The sequence below is a fragment of the Arthrobacter sp. K41 genome, from assembly GCF_059089645.1.
Genome location: NZ_JBNHEW010000001.1, coordinates 464,854 through 484,530, shown reverse-complemented (window position 1 = coordinate 484,530; position 19,677 = coordinate 464,854). Strand labels below are relative to the sequence as shown.

The window sequence follows — 19,677 nt, the reverse complement described above, 5'->3', positions numbered from 1 at the left end:
GTCCAACGGCGGCCGCCGTGGACGTATCCACCCAGATCCGGGGGTGTCCACCATGGTGCTGCGACCCTTATCCGCATCGGAACGAACTGATGCCCTGAACAAGGCGGCGGCAGCCAGGGCAACGCGCGCGGCGGCCAAGGAAAGCCTCAAGAACGGTGCCAGGTCGGCCGCCGACATCATCAATGCGGCCGTGGAGGATGAAGCCATGGCGCGGATGAAGGTATCGGAGCTGCTGGAGGCACTGCCGGGCGTTGGCAAAGTCAGGGCGGCCGCCATCATGAAGCAGCTGGGCATTGCCGCGTCCCGCAGGCTCCGCGGCCTGGGCGTCCACCAGCGCCGGGCGCTGGTAGATTTTATAGACGAAAACTAGCGCGGATACCTCCGGCGCTTTCCCCGAACTCAGGCTCAAAGGAATACGTGCGTAATAAACCTGGACTGACAGTCCTCGCTGGTCCGACGGCTGTTGGCAAAGGCACCGTGTCCACCTTCATCCGGGACAACTACCCCGAGGTTTGGCTGTCCGTTTCGGCCACTACCCGGGCACCCCGCCCGGGGGAAGTTGACGGCGTCCACTACTTCTTCAAGTCAAAGGATGAGTTCGAACGGCTTGTGGCTGACGGCGAGCTCCTGGAATGGGCAGTAGTCCATGGACAGAACACCTACGGAACGCTGAAAAGCACCGTAAACCAGGCCATCGCCGAAGGCCGGTCCGTGCTGCTGGAGATCGATCTGCAGGGCGCCCGCCAGGTCAAGGCTGCGGTTCCGGACGCCCAGTTTGTCTTCCTCGCGCCGCCGAGCTGGGATGAAATGGTCCGCCGGCTGGTAGGCCGGGGCACCGAAACACCCGAGGAACAGCAGCAACGGCTGGAAACCGCTAAACTGGAGCTTGCTGCTGAACCGGAGTTCGACCATACCGTCATCAATGACGACGTTCGCCGGGCAGCGGACGAGCTTGTTTCACTCATGGGGCTGACCCCGCATCCGCAAGGAACGCCGGAACGGTCAGCCCGCTAGAATTTTGGAGAATTCGTGTCCACGAACCTTGAAGGCATCATCAACCCGCCGATCGACTCGCTGCTTGAAGCAGCAGACTCCAAGTACGGCCTGGTGATCTTTGGTGCCAAGCGTGCTCGTCAGATCAACGCATACTACGCCCAGCTGCACGAGGGCCTCTTCGAATACGTCGGCCCGCTGGTAGACACCAAGCTGAACGAAAAGTCGCTCTCGATCGCCCTGCGCGAGATCAACGAAGGCAAACTGGTTTCCACGCCGATCGAAGCTGCAGAGTAATACCTGCTGCCTGACGTGCTGTTGACGGAGTTCACGTGCGCATAGTCCTCGGAGTCGGGGGAGGGATAGCCGCCTACAAGGTGGCATCGCTCCTCCGGCTTTTTACTGAAGCCGGCCATCACGTCACAGTGATCCCCACGGAAGCAGCCACCCGTTTTGTTGGCACCGCCACCTGGGAGGCCCTGTCCGGAAATCCGGTCAGCAACAGCGTCTTCGACGACGTCCATCAGGTCAACCACGTCCGCCTCGGCCATGAAGCCGATTTGGTGGTCATCGCCCCGGCCACAGCCGACCTCCTGGCCAAGGCAGCCACCGGCCAGGCCGGCGACCTCCTTACCAATACCCTGCTGATGGCCCACGGTCCGGTGCTGTTCGCTCCCGCCATGCACACCGAGATGTGGCAGCATGCTGCCACGCAGGCCAACGTGGAAACCCTGCGGGGCCGCGGAGTGGCCGTGCTGGAGCCGGCCACCGGCAGGTTGACGGGTTCTGACTCCGGTCCGGGCAGGCTGCCCGAGCCCGAAGTGATCTTCGATGCCGCCATGGCCTTGGTCCAGGGCGACTCTGACTACCAGCTGCCGCTGGCAGGCCGCACGGTCACCATCAGCGCAGGCGGAACCCGTGAACCCCTGGACCCGGTGCGGTTCCTGGGGAACCGGTCCTCCGGCAAGCAGGGTGTCGCGCTGGCCGTCGCCGCCCGGAATGCGGGCGCGACCGTCCGCCTGCTCGCAGCGCACATGGAAGTTCAGGCCCCTGCCGGAGTGGAAGTGGTGCCGGTGAAAACAGCCCTGCAGCTGCGCGAGGCGGCGCTGGCGGCTGCGGCCGATTCCGACGTCGTTATTATGTCCGCCGCAGTGGCCGACTTCCGCCCTGCCGAGGTCTCGGACACGAAAATCAAGAAGCGTGATGACAGCGCCGACCCCGTCATCACCCTGGTCCGCAACCCGGACATCCTGCACGAACTGGTGGAACTGCGGAACAGCGCCGGTCACGGGAAGAGGCAGCAGCTGATTGTTGGCTTCGCTGCGGAAACCGGCGACAGCCAGGGGGACGTGCTGGCCTATGCCGAAGCAAAGCTGGAGCGCAAAGGCTGCGATTTGCTGGTGCTGAACCACGTGGGTGCTGACAAGGTCTTCGGGCAGGACACGAATGCCGTTGTCATCCTGTCCCGGGCCGGTTCCGAGCCCCAGGAGGCGGCCGGAACCAAAACGGAAGTATCGGCGGCCATCATCAGCCGGATCGGCTTTGAACTGAATCACGTTTCGCCCCGCGCCTGACGTGTTCCCGCGCACGTTCGCTTAGTACAGGGACATCTGCTGCCGTCTCCTGCAGGGAGTACGGATCCCAACCAGTAAGGTAGTTGAGTGACTTTACCGCTGCACCTTCCCCCATCCCACGCGGCCACCCCGTCCGCGCTCCGGCTCTTCACCTCCGAGTCGGTCACCGAGGGCCACCCGGACAAGATCTGCGACCAGATCAGCGACGCCATCCTCGACGCGCTGCTGGACAAGGACCCGGAATCGCGTGTCGCGGTGGAAACCATGGCCACCACCGGCCTGGTCCACGTGGCCGGTGAGGTCACCACTGACGCCTACGTCGAAATCCCCCAGATCGTGCGCGAAACCATCCTGGGCATTGGGTACGATTCCTCGGCCAACGGATTCGACGGCGCCCGCTGCGGTGTGTCCGTATCCATCGGGCAGCAGTCCAACGACATCGCCGGGGGAGTCTTCAATTCCCTTGAGGCCCGCGAGGGACGCCAGGAAGACGATTACGACCTTCAGGGCGCCGGAGACCAGGGCCTGATGTTCGGTTACGCGAGCGACGAAACGCCTTCTTACATGCCGACGCCCATCTGGCTGGCGCACCGCCTCTCGGAGCGGCTCACCGAAGTCCGCAAGTCAGGGGAGTTGCCTTACCTCCGTCCCGACGGCAAGACCCAGGTCACCGTCGGTTATGACCGGGACCTGCCGGTCTCGGTGGAAACCGTGGTCATTTCCAGCCAGCATGCCGAGGGCGCAAGCCTGGAACAGCTCCGTGCGGACCTCGCCTCCATTGTCATCGAGCCGGTCCTGGCAGGTGCCAACCTGGACATTTCCCGCGCGGCGAACATCCTTAACCCCGCCGGCGAGTTTGTCATCGGCGGTCCCGTTGGAGACGCCGGCCTGACCGGGCGCAAGATCATCGTTGACACCTATGGCGGGATGGCCCGCCACGGCGGTGGTGCCTTCTCCGGCAAGGATCCGTCCAAGGTGGACCGCTCAGCTGCCTACGCCATGCGGTGGGTGGCCAAAAACGTTGTGGCCGCCGGGCTCGCAAAGCGCGCAGAGATCCAGATCGCCTACGCCATCGGCCAGGCGCGCCCCGTGGGCACCTACGTGGAGACGTTCGGAACCGAAACCGTGGACCCCGCCCGGATCAGCGCTGCCATCGCAGAGATTTTTGACTTGCGGCCCCGCGCCATCATCGACGCCCTGGACCTGAAGCGCCCCATCTACGCCAAAACGGCGGCCCACGGCCATTTCGGCCGGGACGATCCCGACTTCACCTGGGAGCGGCTGGACCGCGTGGATGACCTGAAGGCGTTCTTCAACGCCTAGTCCCTGTCGTCCAGTTCCTGCAGGGAATGCCGGTGCCGGTTGAAATGCCAGACCGGCTGGTCTACTGGCCACGTCCACCCGGTCATGCTGAATGGAGGTAGCCACCTTGGTTGCTGACGATTCCGCACAGCCGTTACTGGATCTCCCGGGAGCAGTGCAGCCGTCCCTGCTGCAGGGCTTCCCGTCCCGCAAACAGCAAACCGGCCCGCAGTTCGCTGCCCGCCTCCCGGTAGCCAGGGTGCTCGTGGAATCCTCCCTGCCCCATCTGGACCGGCCGTTTGATTACGGCGTTCCTGCCGCCCTCGATGAGGATGCGCAGCCCGGTGTCAGGGTCAAGGTCAAGTTTAACGGCCAGGACCTGGGCGGGTTCATCCTGGAACGGGTTGCCGGGTCCGACGCCGGCCACACCCTGCTGCCGCTGGCGAAAGTTGTTTCCCCGGTTCCCGTCCTGACGTCCGGGATCACCGAACTGGTCACCGCCGTCGCCGCCCGGTACGCCGGGACCATCAGCGATGTCCTCCGGGTTGCGGTTCCCCCGCGGGTGGCGCGCCTGGAGAAGACGTATCCCGCGACCGGGGAAACCCCCGGCGACGGGCCTGTTGAACACGCTGCGGCCGCGAAGGAGCCGGGTGGAGGGAATGCGTGGGCCAGCTACCGCAACGGCTCCGCGTTCCTGCGCCACCTGACTGATGGCGGTTCACCGAGGGCTGTGCTGAATCCTCTGCAGGGTTACGGAACCGCCGGCTGGCCGCAGCTGCTGGCCCAGGCCGTTGCCGCTGTCTACGCCTCCGGCCGGGGTGCCGTGGTGGTGGTGCCGGACAACCGTGACCTGGACCGGCTTGAAGAGGCAGTTGCGGACCTGTTGCCGGACTCTGCCGTCGCCCGCCTGACGGCGGAGGACGGGCCCACGCCGCGCTACCAGAACTTCCTGCGGCTCCTTGCCGGAACCGCCCGGGTCGCTATCGGGACCCGGTCCGCCGCCTATGCTCCGGTCAAGGACCTGGGGCTCGCCGTTTGCTGGGACGACGGCGACGACCTCCACATCGAACAGCGCGCGCCCTACGCCCACGCCCGAGAAGTCCTGCTCCTGCGTACCGAACAGGCGGGAGCGGCATGCCTCCTGGCCGGGCACGCCCGCAGCACCGAGGTCCAACGGCTTGTCGAGACGGGCTGGGCCCTGCCTGTCGAAGCCGACCGTACGCTGGTCCGCAGCACCGTCCCGCGGGTGGTGAACACCGCGGACAGCTTCGAGCAGGAGCGGGATCCGCTGGCCAGGATCGCCCGCCTTCCCGGTGCTGCCTGGAGGGCGGCCAAGGAGGGCCTCGAACGTGGTCCCGTCCTGGTCCAGGTGGCCCGGGCCGGCTACGCGCCGTCGCTGGTGTGTGACAGGTGCCGGGAGCCGGCACGCTGTGGTGCCTGCCAGGGTCCCCTGGCCGTAGCCGGACCGAGTGGCACAAACGCCCTGCCCCAATGCCGGTGGTGCTCCACTCCTGACCCTGAGTGGCACTGCACGCACTGCAACAGCCGGAAGCTGCGCAGGGGCGCAACCGGCGTGATCCGGACGGCTGAGGAGCTGGGCCGGGCATTTCCCGGCAAGACGGTCATCACGTCCTCGGGTGACCAGGTGAAGGCACGCGTAACCAGCGGCAACGCCCTGGTAGTGGCTACGGTGGGGGCCGAGCCAATCGCGGAAAACGGATACGCCGCGGCCTTGCTGCTGGACGGTGACTCCCTGCTGCGCCGGGAAACCCTGCGGGCCGGTGAAGATACGGTGCGCCGCTGGTTCAACGCCGCTGCGCTGGTGCGTCCAGGGGCAGAGGGGGGCCTTGTAGTGGTTACCGCATCGGACACCGGCCCGGTGGGCGCGCTGCTCCGGTGGGATCCTGCAGGTTACGCCCGGCGTGAGCTCTCCCTGCGGGCTGAGCTGCAGCTTCCTCCAGCGGTGCGCATCGCCTCGGTCACGGGGCCTCGGGCCGCCGTCGAGCATTTCTCCGGCGCAGTGGCGGCGCAACTGGAACAATCCGGGGTCCTGCTCCGGACTGCAGGCCCTGCACCGGTGATCCTCAGCGCTGCACCCTCCGCCCGCCGCTCCGCGGAGGATGTCCGGACCCTTCTGTTCTTCCCCTACGCCCAAGCTGCTGCGGTGACCCGCGTCCTGCGGGCCACCCGCGCTGCAACGGCCGCGAAGCGCGCCACCGAACCTGTGCAGGTGCGCCTGGACGGGGTGGACGTGCTCTAGCGGCTACCTGCGAAGGCCCTGCCCGCCGCGGCGCCGGGCCACGATCCCGTGGGCCACGTCCACCAGTTGGCGCGCCGATTCATCCCAGGTGAACTCCGCTGCACGGGCTGCAGAACGCCGCGAAATGTCCTCCCACCGCTCCGGGTCCTGCAGCTTCTTCACAGCGTCCGCGAACTGCAGGGGAGAGGCCGGATCGACGTAGCTCGCGGCGTCGCCGCCCACCTCGCGGAAGATGGGAATATCGCTGGCGATGACCGGCGTACCCAGCGCCATGGCCTCCACCAGAGGCAGGCCGTACCCTTCGGCACGTGAAAGGCTCACCAGTGCGGTGGCCGTTTTCAGGAGCGCGCTGTACTCCTCATCGGTGACGCCATTGCGGAAGACCACCCGGGCTCCCGGGGGAATGAGCTTCTCAAGTTCGGCCCGCCGCTGCGGGGTTATCCGGCTGAGCAGGTGCAGTGTAAAGCCGGGCAGTTCAGCCATGCCGGCCACCATGGTCTCCACGTTTTTGTACGGCATGAATGAGCCCATGTACACAAGGGAGGGCTCGGCGCCGGCTTCCGGTACGCGGGGCTCCTGCGCCGGTTGCGGTGCGTTGCTGATGATCCGGACGGGTCGGCGCGTGAGCCGGTACTTGGCCATCAGGGCCTCGGTGGTCCTGCTGATGGTGGCGACGACGTCGGCCCGGTTGAGGAGGAGCCGCTGCGGCCAGTACGCCTTGTGGTAAAGGCGCCAGAGCAACCGCACGGGGGCGGGCAGGAATCCCGGGGGTGCGGGGTGCTCGTAATAGATGAGGTCGTGCAGGGTCAGGACCAGCCCGTACTTCCGGCCCCAGGTGCCCATCGTCTGCATGGGGCAGACCACCACGTCCGCGCCGAGCGGGTTGATCCTGCGGGCAACGAAGAGTTCCGCGGGGGACAGGGGGCTGTTGATCAGTGTGTATGGCACGTCCGGCAGCAGGGCGAGCTGGCGGATGTCGCAAATAAGCATGGAAACGTCGGCGATTTTGGACGTTGCCGCAATGAGGCTGGCTCCGTAGCGGCTGATGCCGTCGTGGTGGTCAGTCCGGGTGAAACGGGCGTCAATGACAATTTTCACGCGGGGTGGTCCTTCAGGAAGCTGCGGATGTAGCGGGCGGCCGGCTCCGGAGTTTCGTAGTGGATCAGGTGGCCGACGCCCGGGATGACCTGGAGTTCGCCGTCGGGCAACAGCGCGGCCAGCCGGTGCTGGTCCGGCAGCATGGCGATTTCGTCCTTCTCTCCCGCGATCAGCAGCACCGGTAGGGTCAGGCGCTTGGCGACCTCGGCCACGTGGCTGCTGACGGAGGCGGTAAAAGACTCGAGAAGGCTGTCCCGGCTGGCAAAGGCACTGAAGTATGCGTGGTGCTGGCCGTGAATGAAGCGCCGAAGGTCCCGGTCGGCCGTTTTTGCCATGGTTTCACTCATTACCCGGACAATTGCAGGGCTGCGCAACAGGGCAAGCCCCAGCGGTCGGGGCAGGCGGGCCGCGAGCCGGTAATAGAGCACGGCCAGCCTGGTCATCACGCCTTTCGGTCCCTCCAGCGCCGGCGCGGCGATGGGGTTGACCAGGATCAGGGGATGCACCGTGCCCGGATTGGCTGCCACAAAATGCGCGGCAATGATCGAGCCGAAGGAATGCCCCAACAGAACGGTGTCCGCGCCCAGACCCAGGGCCGTCATGAATTCCGTAATGAACGCCCCGTAACCCCTTACGGTGTGGCCACCGGACCCGAACGCGTCTGAACTGCCAAAGCCGGGCAGGTCCGGCATGATGATCTTCATCTCCGGGAGCTGATCGGCCACCCGGAGGAGCCCATGGTGGTCGCCGCGGAACCCGTGGATCACCAGGATGGTCCGGGTTTCAGGGGTCACCAGCACGGGTTCGTAGGTCCAGTAGGAAACCTTCCCGCCTCCGAGCGGCACTGAAGAGGCGCGGGTGCGGCCCGCCAGGTCCGGGCTGAAGAACGCGGGCGCGGGGGACTGCCCCGGAGATGTTGTTTTCATGCAGGTCCTAATTGACGTTGTCCGGGTGGGAACCAACCCGCTGTCCGCGGTCCAGTCCGGCGAGCGCATCCATGTCCCTGGCTGTGAGCTCAAAGTTGAAAACGTCCAGGTTTTCCCGGATGCGTGCCTCGGAACTTGCCTTGGGAATGGCAATGTTTCCCAGTTCCATGTGCCAGCGAAGAACAGTCTGCGCAGGGGTCCTGCCGTGTTCGACGGCGCAGGCCTGCACCACGGGGTCGGCCAGCACGCGGCCGCGGCCCAAGGGGCTCCACGCTTCCGTCCTGATACCGAGTTCGTCGTGAATCTTCCGCAGCTCGTGCTGCTGGAGCCACGGGTGCAGCTCGATCTGGTTTACGGCAGGGACTACCTCTGCCGTCTGCAGCAACCGGTCGAGGTGTGCAGGCTGGAAGTTGCTGACACCGATGGCCCGCACTTTTCCCTCCCGGTACAGCGTCTCCATGGCGCGGTAGGTTTCGGGAAACAGGCCGCGCCTTGGGCAGGGCCAGTGGATGAGGTACATGTCCACGTAGTCCAGGCCCAGGTTGACCATCGAGGTATCAAACGCACGCAGAGTTGCATCGTAGCCGTGGTGGTCGTTCCACACCTTGGTGGTAACAAAAATGTCCTCCCGGGCGGGCGCCGGGAAAAGTTCGCCGGACCCGCCGCTGCCCGGCTGCGTTCCGAGCTGGGAGCTGATGCCCCGCGCCACGCCGGACTCATTGCCGTACATGGCTGCGGTGTCGAAGTGGCGGTACCCGGAACCGAGGGCCATGGCAACAAGTCCCGCCGCTTCGGATGGCGGCACCTTGTACAGGCCGTAGCCCAGCTGGTCAATCAGCACGCCGTTGTTCAGGCTCAGCCGCGGGGAGATCCTCATAGCCATGACTCTACCTACTCGCCACAGCAAGGCCCTCCAGGCCCACCAGGCGGCGTGCAGTGGCCTCGTCGAGGATCAGGTCCGTAGCCAGGCGCGCCGCAAGTGCACCTTTCAGCCCGTTGATCTTGGAGACACCGGAAACCACGCAGATCCTGCGCCGGACCTGGCGAAGTGCGGTGAGGGCCGGCCCGGTGGACCTTTCGTTGAGCACGATCCCGTCCGAGGAGCCGTCGGCGCGGAAGAATACGGTTGCAACGTCCCCTACAACGTCCGAGGTGGCCAGGGTGCGGAGGTCGGCCTCGTCCAGGTACCCGCCGGCATAGACGTGGCTGGGGTAGTCCGCGTCCACGGATCCGACGCCGAAGATCGCGATGCTCATCTTCGCCTGGAGTTCAAGGATGCGCTGCACGCTGCGTTCATTCCACATTGCAGTCTTGGTGCCGGCGTGGTCGAAAAACGCAGGAACCGGGAACTGTTCCACCCGCGCCCCGTAGGCACTGCCGAAGCGGCGCATGATGTCACTCGCGTAGGTGATGCCTGTTGTGTGCATATTTCCCGCGCCATTCAGTTGCACCACCACACTGTCATGGGTGATCTTCCTTGTCAGGTGCCTGCTCACGGCGCTGAGGGTGGATCCCCACGCGACCCCGATGATGGCATTGGAATCCACCAGCGGACCGATGGTGCGGGCCGCCTGCATGGCCACCCGGTCCAGGGTCTCGGCGTCATTCAGTGTTTCCACGACCGGAACAACATGGGCGTCGACTCCATACCGGCGGCGGATCAGGCCTTCCAGCTCCGGACCGGTGTCCAGGGGGTTTCGGATCTGGACCTGCACCAGGCCCGAATCCCGGGCGGAGGACAACAGCCGTGAAACCGTGGAGCGGGACGTCCGCAATTCGCGGGCGATTGCGTCCATGGTGAGGTCCTGCAGGTAATACATTTGTGCAGCCCGAAGGGCGTCAGCGTGCCTGGATGGGTCCATGGTGACTCCGTTCTGCACGTTTGTGCATATAGCTTGACTCCATTTTCCATTACTCCAAAGAATAGACGAGAACGGTCAATCACTTAGCCGTGCCTGCTTCAGACAACGCCCAAGGGAGTCGTTTTGGGACCCAAGGATTCATCCACCCGCGCCGCAGCACCAAAGCCGGGAGCGGAACGCCCCTCGGTGCACAACCTGCGCCTCCGTCCGCATGCGAAAGTGCTGGTGGTGGGAGGTGGAATCAACGGCGTCGGAACCTTCCGGGACCTGGCCCTGCAGGGTGTGGACGTTGCGCTGGTGGAACGCGGCGACTTCTGCCAGGGGGCAAGCGGCGCATCCTCGCATATGATCCACGGCGGCATCCGTTATCTCGAAAACGGGGAGTTCCGGCTGGTCCGGGAGTCAGTGGTGGAGCGCAACCGGCTGTTGCGGATTGCACCGCACTACGTCAAGCCGCTGCAGACCACCATCCCCATCTTCAGTACCTTTACCGGCGTGCTGGCGGCGCCGTTGCGGTTCCTCACCCATAAGCAGGGAAAGCCTGCGGAGCGCGGCGCCTTCCTCATCAAACTCGGCCTCAGCCTGTACGACTCGTTTTCCCGCGACGGCGGTACCGTGCCGCGCCACGAGTTCCGCGGCCGTGAACGCGCCCTCCAGGAACTGCCCCGCCTGCATCCGGACGTCAAGTACACGGCCACCTACTTCGATGCTTCCGTGCACAACCCTGAGCGGCTCACGCTCGATGTCCTGCAGGACGGTGAGAAGGCCGGGCGCGCAACCGGCCCCGGCACCCAGGGCAGCACAGCGCGCGCCAGCAACTACCTGTCACTGAGATCCATGACCGGAGAACCCAACCGGGGCACGGGCAGAGGCAGCACCGTGCGGCTGCGGGATGAGCTGACCGGGGAGGAGTTCGACTTTACTGCTGACGTCATTGTCAACACCACGGGGGCGTGGGTGGACCGTACCAATGAAGCCATGGGCACAGCTTCCGCCTTCATGGGCGGCACCAAGGGCTCGCATGTCGTGCTCGACCATCCCGAACTCCTGGCCGCCTGCGGGGGACGTGAAATCTTCTTTGAACACACCGACGGCCGGATCGTCCTCATCTATCCCATGGGTGACCGCGTCCTTGTCGGGACTACGGACGTGGACGCCGACCTAAGCCAGGATGCTGTCTGCACGGACGAGGAAATCGAGTACTTCTTCGACCTTATCGGCCACGTCTTTCCCTCCATCGGCGTTACGCGCGAACAAATTGTCTACACCTTCTCCGGGGTGCGGCCGCTGCCCCGGCATGACGAGACACAGCCCGGGTTCGTTTCCCGGGACTACCGGATCGAGCGCCGGGAAACAGGCAGCAGCACCGCCGGTGCGGGCGCCGTCGTCCTGAGCCTCGTAGGCGGCAAGTGGACTACGTTCCGGGCGCTGGCCGAACACCTCACCAATGACGTCCTCGCCGAACTCGGCATGCAGCGAAAAACCTCAACGGCCCACCTACCCATCGGAGGCGGAGCAGACTTTCCCGCTGACGAGGCCGGAGTGCAGAAGTGGATCAAGGCCCACATGACGGCGGGCCGTGACGCGGACCGCACTGCCGGGTTGCTGACCCGGTACGGGACGCGGGCGGAATCCGTGATGGCGTACCTCGACGGCGGGCCGGACCGCCTGCTGCGCTCTACACGGGAACTGAGTGTCCGGGAACTGGAGTTCATGGCTGACCATGAACAGGTGGGTCACTTGGCGGACGTCCTGATCCGCCGTACTTCCCTGGCCTTCCGCGGCCTGGTGACGGGGGAACTGCTTAACGAGGTGGCGGACGTACTCGCCGATCCCTTGCAGTGGGATCCTGCAGCACGGGCAGCCGAGATCCGGCACGCGCAGGATGTGCTGCAGCGGTTCCACCGCGTGGAAACGCACAGCCTGGTCGCATAGGACAGGCTGGCCGGCCGGGACACGTCCCGGTATCACAGTCCTTCAACCCGCGAAGGACTGACAACAGAAAATAGAGGAGTCAAAGATGTCTCTTGGAATTGTTTTCCTTTCCGAAGTCTTCGGAACGGCGATGCTGACCCTGCTGGGTTGCGGTGTCGTCGCCAACGTTGCCCTGAGGGGAACCAAAGGCAACAGCGGCGGGTTCCTGATGGTGACCTGGGGATGGGGTGTTGCAGTATTCGCGGGTGTCTATGTGGCCGCGAAGTCGGGGGCACACCTGAACCCGGCTGTGACGCTGGGCCTGTTGGCCAATGGCGCTGAAGAGTACGCACCGGATGTCGCCGTCGATTTCGCCTCAACGCTGACTTACTTTGGCGGAGAACTGTTGGGCGCCTTCCTCGGGGCCGTGGTCTGCTGGCTCGCCTACAAGCAGCACTTCGACGCCGAAGAGGAACCGGCAAGCAAGCTGGGCGTGTTTTCCACGGGTCCGGCCATCCGTTCCAGTTCCTGGAACCTGGTGACTGAGATCATCGGTACCTTCGTCCTGGTCTTCGTCATCCTCACCTTCGGCGGGACGCCGTCCGGCCTCGGCCCGCTCGCCGTCGCACTGCTCGTCGTGGGCATCGGTGTCTCCCTCGGCGGCCCCACCGGCTACGCCATCAATCCTGCCCGCGACCTGGGCCCCCGGATCGCCCACGCCGTGCTGCCCATCCGGGGCAAGGGTTCCAGTGACTGGGGCTATTCGTGGATCCCCATCGTTGGTCCGCTGGTCGGCGGCGCCCTGGGCGGCCTGGTTGCCCGCGTCGTGCCGATCATCGCCACAGCAGCAGCCTGACTACTGACCTGAGCCATCCCACAAAACACCGCTAGAGACAAGGACGTCATCATGAGCCAGTATGTAATCGCCATCGACCAGGGAACCACCAGCACCCGCGCCATCGTTTTCGACCACAGCGGCAGCATCGTTTCCTCCGGCCAAATGGAGCACGAACAAATCTTCCCCAAGGCGGGGTGGGTGGAGCACAATCCCGCCGAAATTTGGAACAATACCCGCGAGGTCATCGCCTCGGCCCTCTCCAAGGCGAGCCTGACGCGGCACGATATTGCCGCCGTCGGTATCACCAACCAGCGCGAAACCGCTGTGGTGTGGGACAAGACCACAGGCGAGGCCGTGTATAACGCCATCGTGTGGCAGGACACCCGCACCCAGGACATTGTGGACGAACTGTCACGGGACGGCGGAGCCGACCGCTTCAAGCAGAAGGTGGGCCTTCCGCTGGCCACCTACTTCTCCGGCACCAAGATCAAATGGATCCTGGATAACGTCGAAGGTGCCCGCCAGAGGGCCGAATCAGGTGACCTGGTGTTCGGCAACACCGATGCCTGGGTTTTGTGGAACCTCACCGGCGGGGTGGACGGCGGCGTCCACGTCACTGACGTCACCAATGCCTCGCGGACGCTGTTCATGGACCTGGACACCCTGCAGTGGGACGAGGAGATCCTGGGCATTTTCGGGGTTCCGCTGAGCATGATGCCGCAGATCAAATCCTCCTCGGAGGTCTACGGCACGGTCCACACCTCCCAGCTCCTCCGTGAGGTCCCGGTCGCGGGCATCCTCGGCGACCAGCAGGCAGCCACCTTCGGCCAGGCCGCCTTCCAGACCGGTGAAGCCAAAAACACCTACGGCACGGGCTGCTTCCTGATCTTCAACACGGGCGAGGAAATTGTCCACTCCAAGAACGGGCTGCTGACCACGGTGGGCTACAAGCTCGGCGACGCGGCGCCCCACTACGCACTGGAAGGCTCCATCGCCGTCACCGGTTCCCTGATTCAGTGGCTGCGGGACAACCTGGGAATGATCAGCAGCGCCCCGGAGGTGGAGACCCTGGCAGCCTCCGTGAAGGACAACGGCGGCGTTTACATTGTCCCGGCCTTCTCGGGGCTCTTCGCACCCTACTGGCGTTCCGACGCCCGCGGCGCGATTGTGGGCCTCACCCGGTTCGTCAACAAGAGCCACATTGCCCGGGCCGCGCTGGAAGCCACGGCGTTCCAGACGCGCGAAGTGCTCGATGCCGTCAACGCAGACTCCGGCGTTCCGCTCTCGGAGTTGAAGGTCGACGGCGGCATGGTGGCCAACGATGCGCTGATGCAGTTCCAGGCAGACATCCTTGGTGTTCCCGTGATCCGGCCCAAGGTCGTTGAGACTACGGCCCTGGGTGCTGCCTACGCTGCCGGCCTGGCCGTTGGCTTCTGGAAGGACCTCGGCGAACTGTCCTCCAACTGGTCTGAAGACAAGCGCTGGGAACCCCAGCTGGACCAGGCCGAACAGGACCGCCAGATGCGGCTCTGGAAGAAGGCAGTGACGAAGTCGATGGACTGGGTCGACGAGGACGTGCACTAGGTCCGTCACGACCTACCCCGAGGCGGCCCCTGGAATTCCGCAGGGGCCGCCTTCCTCGCGGAGTTGAGGCGGACTCAGTCCCCGTGAAGTTCTACTGTGCCTGCGTTGCCGTCTACTGTTACCAACTGGCCGGTGAACAGGACCTGCGTGGCTGTTCCTGTTCCTACTACTGCCGGGATGCCGTACTCACGGGCTACCAGGGAGGCGTGGGCTGCGAGGTTGCCGCTGTCTGTTACGACGGCGGCAGCGTGGGCGAACAGGGGAGTCCATGCCGGGGCCGTTGCTCCCGCTACGAGCACCTCGCCTGGCTGGAATCCGGAAAAGTCACCGGGGTCCTTGACTACCCGGACGCGGCCCTTGGCCCGGCCGGGGCTCGCCGGGTGGCCCACCAGCGTGCCCTGGGGAGGGTTTGGAGTGCTGCGGGCCGTATTGGCCATCCGGTCAAAAGTGTTGCCGAGCAGCGGCAGCTTGCCCAGCACCAGGGGAGCGGCCAGTTTTCGTTGGCGGAGCCATTCTTCGCGGCGCCGCGCGACGGCTTCCTGCTGCGGTGGCGCATCGGGCCGCAGGTCCCGCCTGGTCAGGAAGTAGATATCGTCTTGGCTGGTGATGACACCCGCCTGCTCCAGCCGGGTCCCGATTTCCGAGGCACAACGGCGCAGCAGCGGCCAGCCCAGGGTGAAGTCGCGCGCTTGTTCCTCCCGGAGCAGGGCATAGTGCTGGGCAACCGCCAGTAACCTGTCGAACCGGCGCAGGCGGCGCGAACCCTGAAGTATGGAACGGCAGCTCTCCTCGGCGGCGCGCCGCGCGTCAGCCGCGGCAGCGGCGCGCGCGGAGCCGCTGCCGGAGGGTACAGATGGACCATGTTCTTCGCCCGCCGTCGGGTGGTACCAGTCGAGGCTGTAGACAGCATGGCCCGGCCTCGCCGGCAGCGCGGGGGCCAGGCCGCCCAGCAGCACCTGGTAGCTGAGGCCATCGTGCAGTCCCTGCTCCTGCCGGGCGGCAACGGCGGGAGCGAGGTGCCGGCGCCAAAACCTGGCCAGCACCAGCTCCATTTTCCAGGCCGCCCCGCCGGTTGCGGCGAAGAACCACAGATATTGTCCCGCGGCGCGTGCTACTTGTTCAACGAGGCTGATCAGACCGTTCAGCGTTCCCGGAAGCGGGACATCCCGGTAGCCGTCAACCAGCGCCCCGTACGCCGGCAGGTGTTGGTTTCGCCATTCCAGCTCAAGGTCCCGGAGTACCGTGCGGTCTGCGCCGGCCGGATCCACCATCGGGCGGATAACGGAGTTGAAAAAGTAAGGCAGCGAGCGGGGCGTGCCGCCAAAAATGAGATGGGGGAGAGCCCGGGGTGTCGGCGGGGCCAAGTAGTACCAGCCGTTGACCGCGGCGTTGCCCATCGGGACCCGAAGGCCCGCCGAGCGGAAGACGGCGTCGTTGTAGGCGGTGTCCATGCAGGGAATGATCCAGTCCATAAAAAGCGGTGTGACCGGTTCAGGCAGCCATTCCCCGAGCCGGAAGTTCCGCAGCCAGGCGCCCTTCCCCGGGGCGTCCCACACCACCGGCACGGGGACGGCTGTCATCGGCCGCGCCTGCAGGACCTGGACGCGGCCGGAACGGTCCATAGCCCACTCCACGTCCTGGGGGCAGCCGAAGTGCCGGGCGACCCGCCCGGCCAAAGCGGCAACCGTCGTCGCGCTTTCCCTCGTCAGGGCGGATCCTGACTCCGGCGCACCACCCCTGCGGCGGACCAGCCCGCCGCGGGCCCACCATTCTTCGCCATGCTCGGATCCTCCCACCAGATCTTCCCCGAGACCCCTGACGGCCGAGATCACGGTCTCGTCCCGTGCGCCGGTCAAGGGATTCGCAGTGAAGGCGACACCGGCGGCCGCGGCGTCCACCATCTGTTGAACGAGGACCGCCATGTTTCCGGCGCCGGTGCGGGCGGCTCCAGCGTCCGCAGCAGCGTTCGGCGGGACATCCGGGGCGGCGGCCGGCTGCTGGCGGAGCGATTCCTGGTACGCCCGGACACGTCCGGCATCCGCCGACCCGAAACAGCGGATGACTGCAACGGGAAGATCCGCCGCCGGCACGTTGAGGTAACTTTCATACATCCCGGCGTAGGAAGCGCCGGGCAGGTCTTCAGCCGCCGCCGAGGAGCGAACCGCGTACGGGCCGGGACCGGCGGCCCGGGCAGCGGCCAGCAACTGCCGGTCCCAGAGGCCCTGATTATCTTCCAAACGGGCAGTCAAAGCCCGTTGTGTCACGACGAAACCGGAGGGAACGGGAAACCCCGCAGATTTCAGCTCGGACAACGCGGCGGCCTTGCCGCCGGCGTCCTCCCGGGTCGGCGTGGAAGGTCCGCCAAGCGGCGGGAAGAGGCCGCCGGCAGGGTGACTGGCACTGAAGGCGGCAACAGCGTCATCGCCCAAGTTGTCAGCCAAGTCATCAGCCATGAGTCACCTGCCGGAACATACCCCGATTGCCCGGTTCCAGTGTAGTGAGGCACGGCGCCAACGGTACAGCGCAGCCGCTCACCGGCCTGGCCCCTTCGTGCGCTAAAGTGGTTTTATGCGTGCGATCCTCCTGCTTAGTTAGCCGCCCGGCATCCGAAACAGCGGATAACCGTGCGGCAGCCCCTCCATGGCGAGGGGCTTTTGTGTGTCCGGGCCTGTTTCCGGGCCGCACGCAGGAGGATCAGGCCGTTATGGCAGTACAGATGCCATAACAGAACAGAAGAGGGCAGCAGTGGGCGTTCAGCCGGAAACAGAGACCGGAACAGCAGCAGTGTCGGCGGAGGTGTCCGAGGAGGGCACGTACAGTTTTGCCGCCATGGAGGCCAAGTGGCCGCAGGTATGGGATGACCTTAAGGTCTTCACCCCTGTCGACGACGGGTCCCGGGAGCGGCGCTACGTGCTGGACATGTTCCCGTACCCGTCCGGCGACCTTCACATGGGGCACGCCGAAGCGTTTGCCATGGGCGACGTTGTCGCCCGCTACCTCCGCCAGCAGGGTTACGACGTCCTGCATCCGATCGGCTGGGACTCGTTTGGCCTGCCCGCCGAAAACGCGGCCATCAAACGCAACGCCCACCCCAGTGAGTGGACTTACGCCAACATCGACACCCAGGCGGCGTCCTTCAAGCGGTACGCCATCTCCGCCGACTGGTCGCGCCGGCTGCACACCTCGGACCCGGAGTATTACCGCTGGACCCAGTGGCTGTTCAAGCGCTTCTACGAGCGCGGCCTGGCGTACCGCAAGAATTCCCCGGTCAACTGGTGCCCCAAGGACCAGACCGTGCTCGCCAACGAGCAGGTTGTCAATGGCGCCTGCGAACGCTGCGGCACCACCGTCACCAAGAAGTCGCTGAACCAGTGGTACTTCAAGATCACCGATTACGCTGACCGGCTGCTCGATGACATGGATGAGCTGCGGGGCCACTGGCCCCAGCGGGTGCTTGCCATGCAACGGAACTGGATCGGCCGCTCCGAAGGAGCGCACGTCAGTTTCGTGATCGGGGCCGACGGCGGCAAGCCCGCCAAGGACGTCACAGTTTTCACTACCCGCCCGGACACCCTGTACGGCGCAACCTTCTTCGTCGTCGCAGCGGACGCGCCCCTCGCCGTCGAATTGGTAACGGACGAGCACGCCGCCGCCCTGGACGACTACCGTGAGCAGGTCAAGGCGCTCACCGAAATCGAACGGCAATCCACCGAGCGTGAAAAGACCGGCGTTTTCACCGGCCGGTACGCCGTCAACCCGCTGAACGGGGAGAAGCTGCCGGTGTGGGCAGCCGACTATGTCCTGGCCGACTACGGCACCGGCGCCATCATGGCCGTGCCGGCCCACGACCAGCGCGACCTCGACTTTGCCCGGAAGTTCGGCCTCCCCGTACGGGCCGTCCTGGACACCGGCGAGGAAGACCCTGCAGTGTCCGGCACCGCCACCGCAGGCGAAGGCACCCTGATCAACTCCGGCGAGTTGGACGGACTGCCCAAGGCCGAGGCCATCCCGGCGGCAATAGCCATCCTTGAACGGCAGGGCACCGGAGAGAAGTACGTCAACTTCCGGCTGCGCGACTGGCTGCTCAGCCGGCAGCGGTTCTGGGGAACCCCCATCCCGATCATCCACTGCCCGTCCTGCGGCGAGGTTCCCGTCCCTGATGAGCAACTGCCCGTCACCCTGCCGGCAGACCTGCGCGGCGAGGACCTGTCGCCGAAGGGCACATCGCCGCTGGCTGCCGCCGAGGCCTGGGTTAATGTCGAGTGCCCCAGCTGCCACGGCCCCGCCAAACGCGATACCGACACCATGGACACCTTCGTGGATTCGTCCTGGTACTTCCTGCGCTTTGTGTCCCCGGACTACACGGAGGGTCCCTTCGATCCGGCCAAGATCAACGACTGGATGCCGGTAGGGCAATACGTGGGCGGCGTGGAGCACGCCATCCTGCACCTGCTCTACGCCCGGTTCTTCACCAAGGTGATCCACGACCTGGGCATGATCGACGCCGACGAGCCGTTCAGCGCCCTGCTGAACCAGGGCCAGGTCCTGAACGGCGGCAAGGCCATGAGCAAGTCCCTTGGCAACGGCGTTGACCTCGGTGAGCAACTGGACAAGTACGGCGTCGACGCCGTCCGTCTCACCATGATCTTCGCCTCGCCTCCCGAGGACGACGTCGACTGGGCCGATGTTTCACCCTCCGGCTCTGCGAAGTTCCTGGCCCGGGCGTGGCGGCTGGCGCAGGACGTCACCAGCGAGCCCGGTTCCGACCCCGGCGCCGGGGACCGTGCGCTGCGGTCGGTTACGCACCGCACCATTGCGGACGCCGCCGCCCTGCTGGACAGCAACAAGTTCAACGTGGTGGTGGCCAAGCTGATGGAGCTGGTCAACGCAACGCGCAAATCCATAGATGCCGGCGCCGGAGGTTCTGACCCTGCAGTGCGGGAAGCTGCCGAGGCAGTTGCGGTGATCCTCAGCCTCTTCGCCCCGTACACCGCAGAGGACATGTGGAACGTCCTGGGCCACCCCGCCTCGGTGGCAAATGCGGGCTGGCCGGCGCACGACGAGTCCCTGCTGGTGCAGGACACCGTAACCGCCGTCGTCCAGGTCCAGGGCAAGGTCAGGGACAGGCTCGAGGTCTCGCCCGGTGTCTCCAAGAACCAGCTGCGTGAACTGGCGCTGGCATCGGAGAACGTCCAGCGCGCCCTCGACGGCCGCGGCATCCGCACCGTCATCGTCCGCGCCCCTAAACTGGTCAACATCGTCCCGGCATAAGCCGGACCAGGCCGCCGGAAAGCCCCGGCGGCCTGCCGTGACTCAGGAGGGCCCT

15 protein-coding genes are annotated in these 19,677 nt (G+C 65.6%); 10 read left to right on the top strand and 5 right to left on the bottom strand.

Annotated features, from left to right (window positions below):
- The first annotated feature begins 52 nt into the window (after nucleotides 1-52).
- The 6 genes from mihF (at nucleotide 53) to AC5RTE_RS02225 (ending at nucleotide 6,129) form a co-directional block, all read left to right on the top strand.
- Nucleotides 53-370, top strand: coding sequence for an integration host factor, actinobacterial type (gene mihF / locus AC5RTE_RS02250; protein WP_494040136.1), 318 nt, complete (start codon nucleotides 53-55; stop codon nucleotides 368-370).
- Nucleotides 371-417: 47 nt separating this feature from the next.
- Nucleotides 418-1,014 carry a guanylate kinase gene (gene gmk, locus AC5RTE_RS02245; protein ID WP_494039776.1) on the top strand — a complete coding sequence of 199 codons (597 nt, stop codon included), beginning with the start codon at nucleotides 418-420 and terminating at the stop codon, nucleotides 1,012-1,014.
- 15 nt (nucleotides 1,015-1,029) lie between these two features.
- Nucleotides 1,030-1,290, top strand: coding sequence for a DNA-directed RNA polymerase subunit omega (gene rpoZ / locus AC5RTE_RS02240; protein WP_003800778.1), 261 nt, complete (start codon nucleotides 1,030-1,032; stop codon nucleotides 1,288-1,290).
- Nucleotides 1,291-1,325: 35 nt separating this feature from the next.
- Nucleotides 1,326-2,567, top strand: coding sequence for a bifunctional phosphopantothenoylcysteine decarboxylase/phosphopantothenate--cysteine ligase CoaBC (gene coaBC, locus AC5RTE_RS02235; protein ID WP_494039775.1), 1,242 nt, complete (start codon nucleotides 1,326-1,328; stop codon nucleotides 2,565-2,567).
- 87 nt (nucleotides 2,568-2,654) lie between these two features.
- Nucleotides 2,655-3,890: a methionine adenosyltransferase gene (metK, locus tag AC5RTE_RS02230; RefSeq protein ID WP_494039774.1), complete on the top strand. Its 1,236-nt coding sequence runs from the start codon at nucleotides 2,655-2,657 to the stop codon at nucleotides 3,888-3,890.
- Between the two features lie 91 nt (nucleotides 3,891-3,981).
- Entirely contained in the window at nucleotides 3,982-6,129 is a 2,148-nt protein-coding gene (locus tag AC5RTE_RS02225; protein WP_494039773.1) for a primosomal protein N', read from the top strand.
- 3 nt (nucleotides 6,130-6,132) lie between these two features.
- Here the strand turns inward: AC5RTE_RS02225 and AC5RTE_RS02220 are convergent, their stop codons facing one another.
- From AC5RTE_RS02220 to AC5RTE_RS02205, 4 genes are read right to left on the bottom strand one after another with little or no spacing between them, the layout of a single operon-like run.
- Nucleotides 6,133-7,227, bottom strand: coding sequence for a glycosyltransferase family 4 protein (locus AC5RTE_RS02220; RefSeq protein WP_494039772.1), 1,095 nt, complete (start codon nucleotides 7,225-7,227; stop codon nucleotides 6,133-6,135).
- Entirely contained in the window at nucleotides 7,224-8,153 is a 930-nt protein-coding gene (locus AC5RTE_RS02215; protein ID WP_494039771.1) for an alpha/beta fold hydrolase, read from the bottom strand. Before AC5RTE_RS02215 ends, AC5RTE_RS02220 begins: the two co-directional genes overlap by 4 nt.
- A 7-nt stretch (nucleotides 8,154-8,160) precedes the next feature.
- Nucleotides 8,161-9,030 (bottom strand): aldo/keto reductase, encoded by an 870-nt coding sequence (locus AC5RTE_RS02210; protein WP_494039770.1) that lies wholly within the window; start codon nucleotides 9,028-9,030, stop codon nucleotides 8,161-8,163.
- A 10-nt stretch (nucleotides 9,031-9,040) separates the two neighbouring features.
- Nucleotides 9,041-10,015, bottom strand: coding sequence for a sugar-binding transcriptional regulator (locus tag AC5RTE_RS02205; RefSeq protein WP_494039769.1), 975 nt, complete (start codon nucleotides 10,013-10,015; stop codon nucleotides 9,041-9,043).
- A 123-nt stretch (nucleotides 10,016-10,138) separates the two neighbouring features.
- On the opposite strand from AC5RTE_RS02205, the gene AC5RTE_RS02200 reads away from it, so the two are divergent.
- From AC5RTE_RS02200 to glpK, 3 genes are all read left to right on the top strand, one after another.
- A complete protein-coding gene (locus AC5RTE_RS02200) occupies nucleotides 10,139-11,950 on the top strand; it encodes a glycerol-3-phosphate dehydrogenase/oxidase (protein ID WP_494039768.1) in 1,812 nt (603 codons plus the stop codon).
- A gap of 85 nt (nucleotides 11,951-12,035) precedes the next feature.
- Nucleotides 12,036-12,785: an MIP/aquaporin family protein gene (locus AC5RTE_RS02195; RefSeq protein WP_494039767.1), complete on the top strand. Its 750-nt coding sequence runs from the start codon at nucleotides 12,036-12,038 to the stop codon at nucleotides 12,783-12,785.
- A gap of 51 nt (nucleotides 12,786-12,836) precedes the next feature.
- The gene (gene glpK / locus AC5RTE_RS02190; RefSeq protein WP_494039766.1) at nucleotides 12,837-14,351 is read left to right on the top strand and encodes a glycerol kinase GlpK; all 1,515 of its coding nucleotides are present in this window, start codon (nucleotides 12,837-12,839) and stop codon (nucleotides 14,349-14,351) included.
- A gap of 74 nt (nucleotides 14,352-14,425) precedes the next feature.
- On the opposite strand, the gene AC5RTE_RS02185 is transcribed toward glpK, so the two are convergent.
- A complete protein-coding gene (locus AC5RTE_RS02185; RefSeq protein ID WP_494039765.1) occupies nucleotides 14,426-16,804 on the bottom strand; it encodes a PEP/pyruvate-binding domain-containing protein in 2,379 nt (792 codons plus the stop codon).
- Between the two features lie 292 nt (nucleotides 16,805-17,096).
- Between AC5RTE_RS02185 and leuS the strand changes: the two genes are divergently transcribed.
- The gene (gene leuS, locus AC5RTE_RS02180) at nucleotides 17,097-19,622 is read left to right on the top strand and encodes a leucine--tRNA ligase (RefSeq protein WP_494039764.1); all 2,526 of its coding nucleotides are present in this window, start codon (nucleotides 17,097-17,099) and stop codon (nucleotides 19,620-19,622) included.
- The last annotated feature ends 55 nt before the right edge of the window (nucleotides 19,623-19,677 follow it).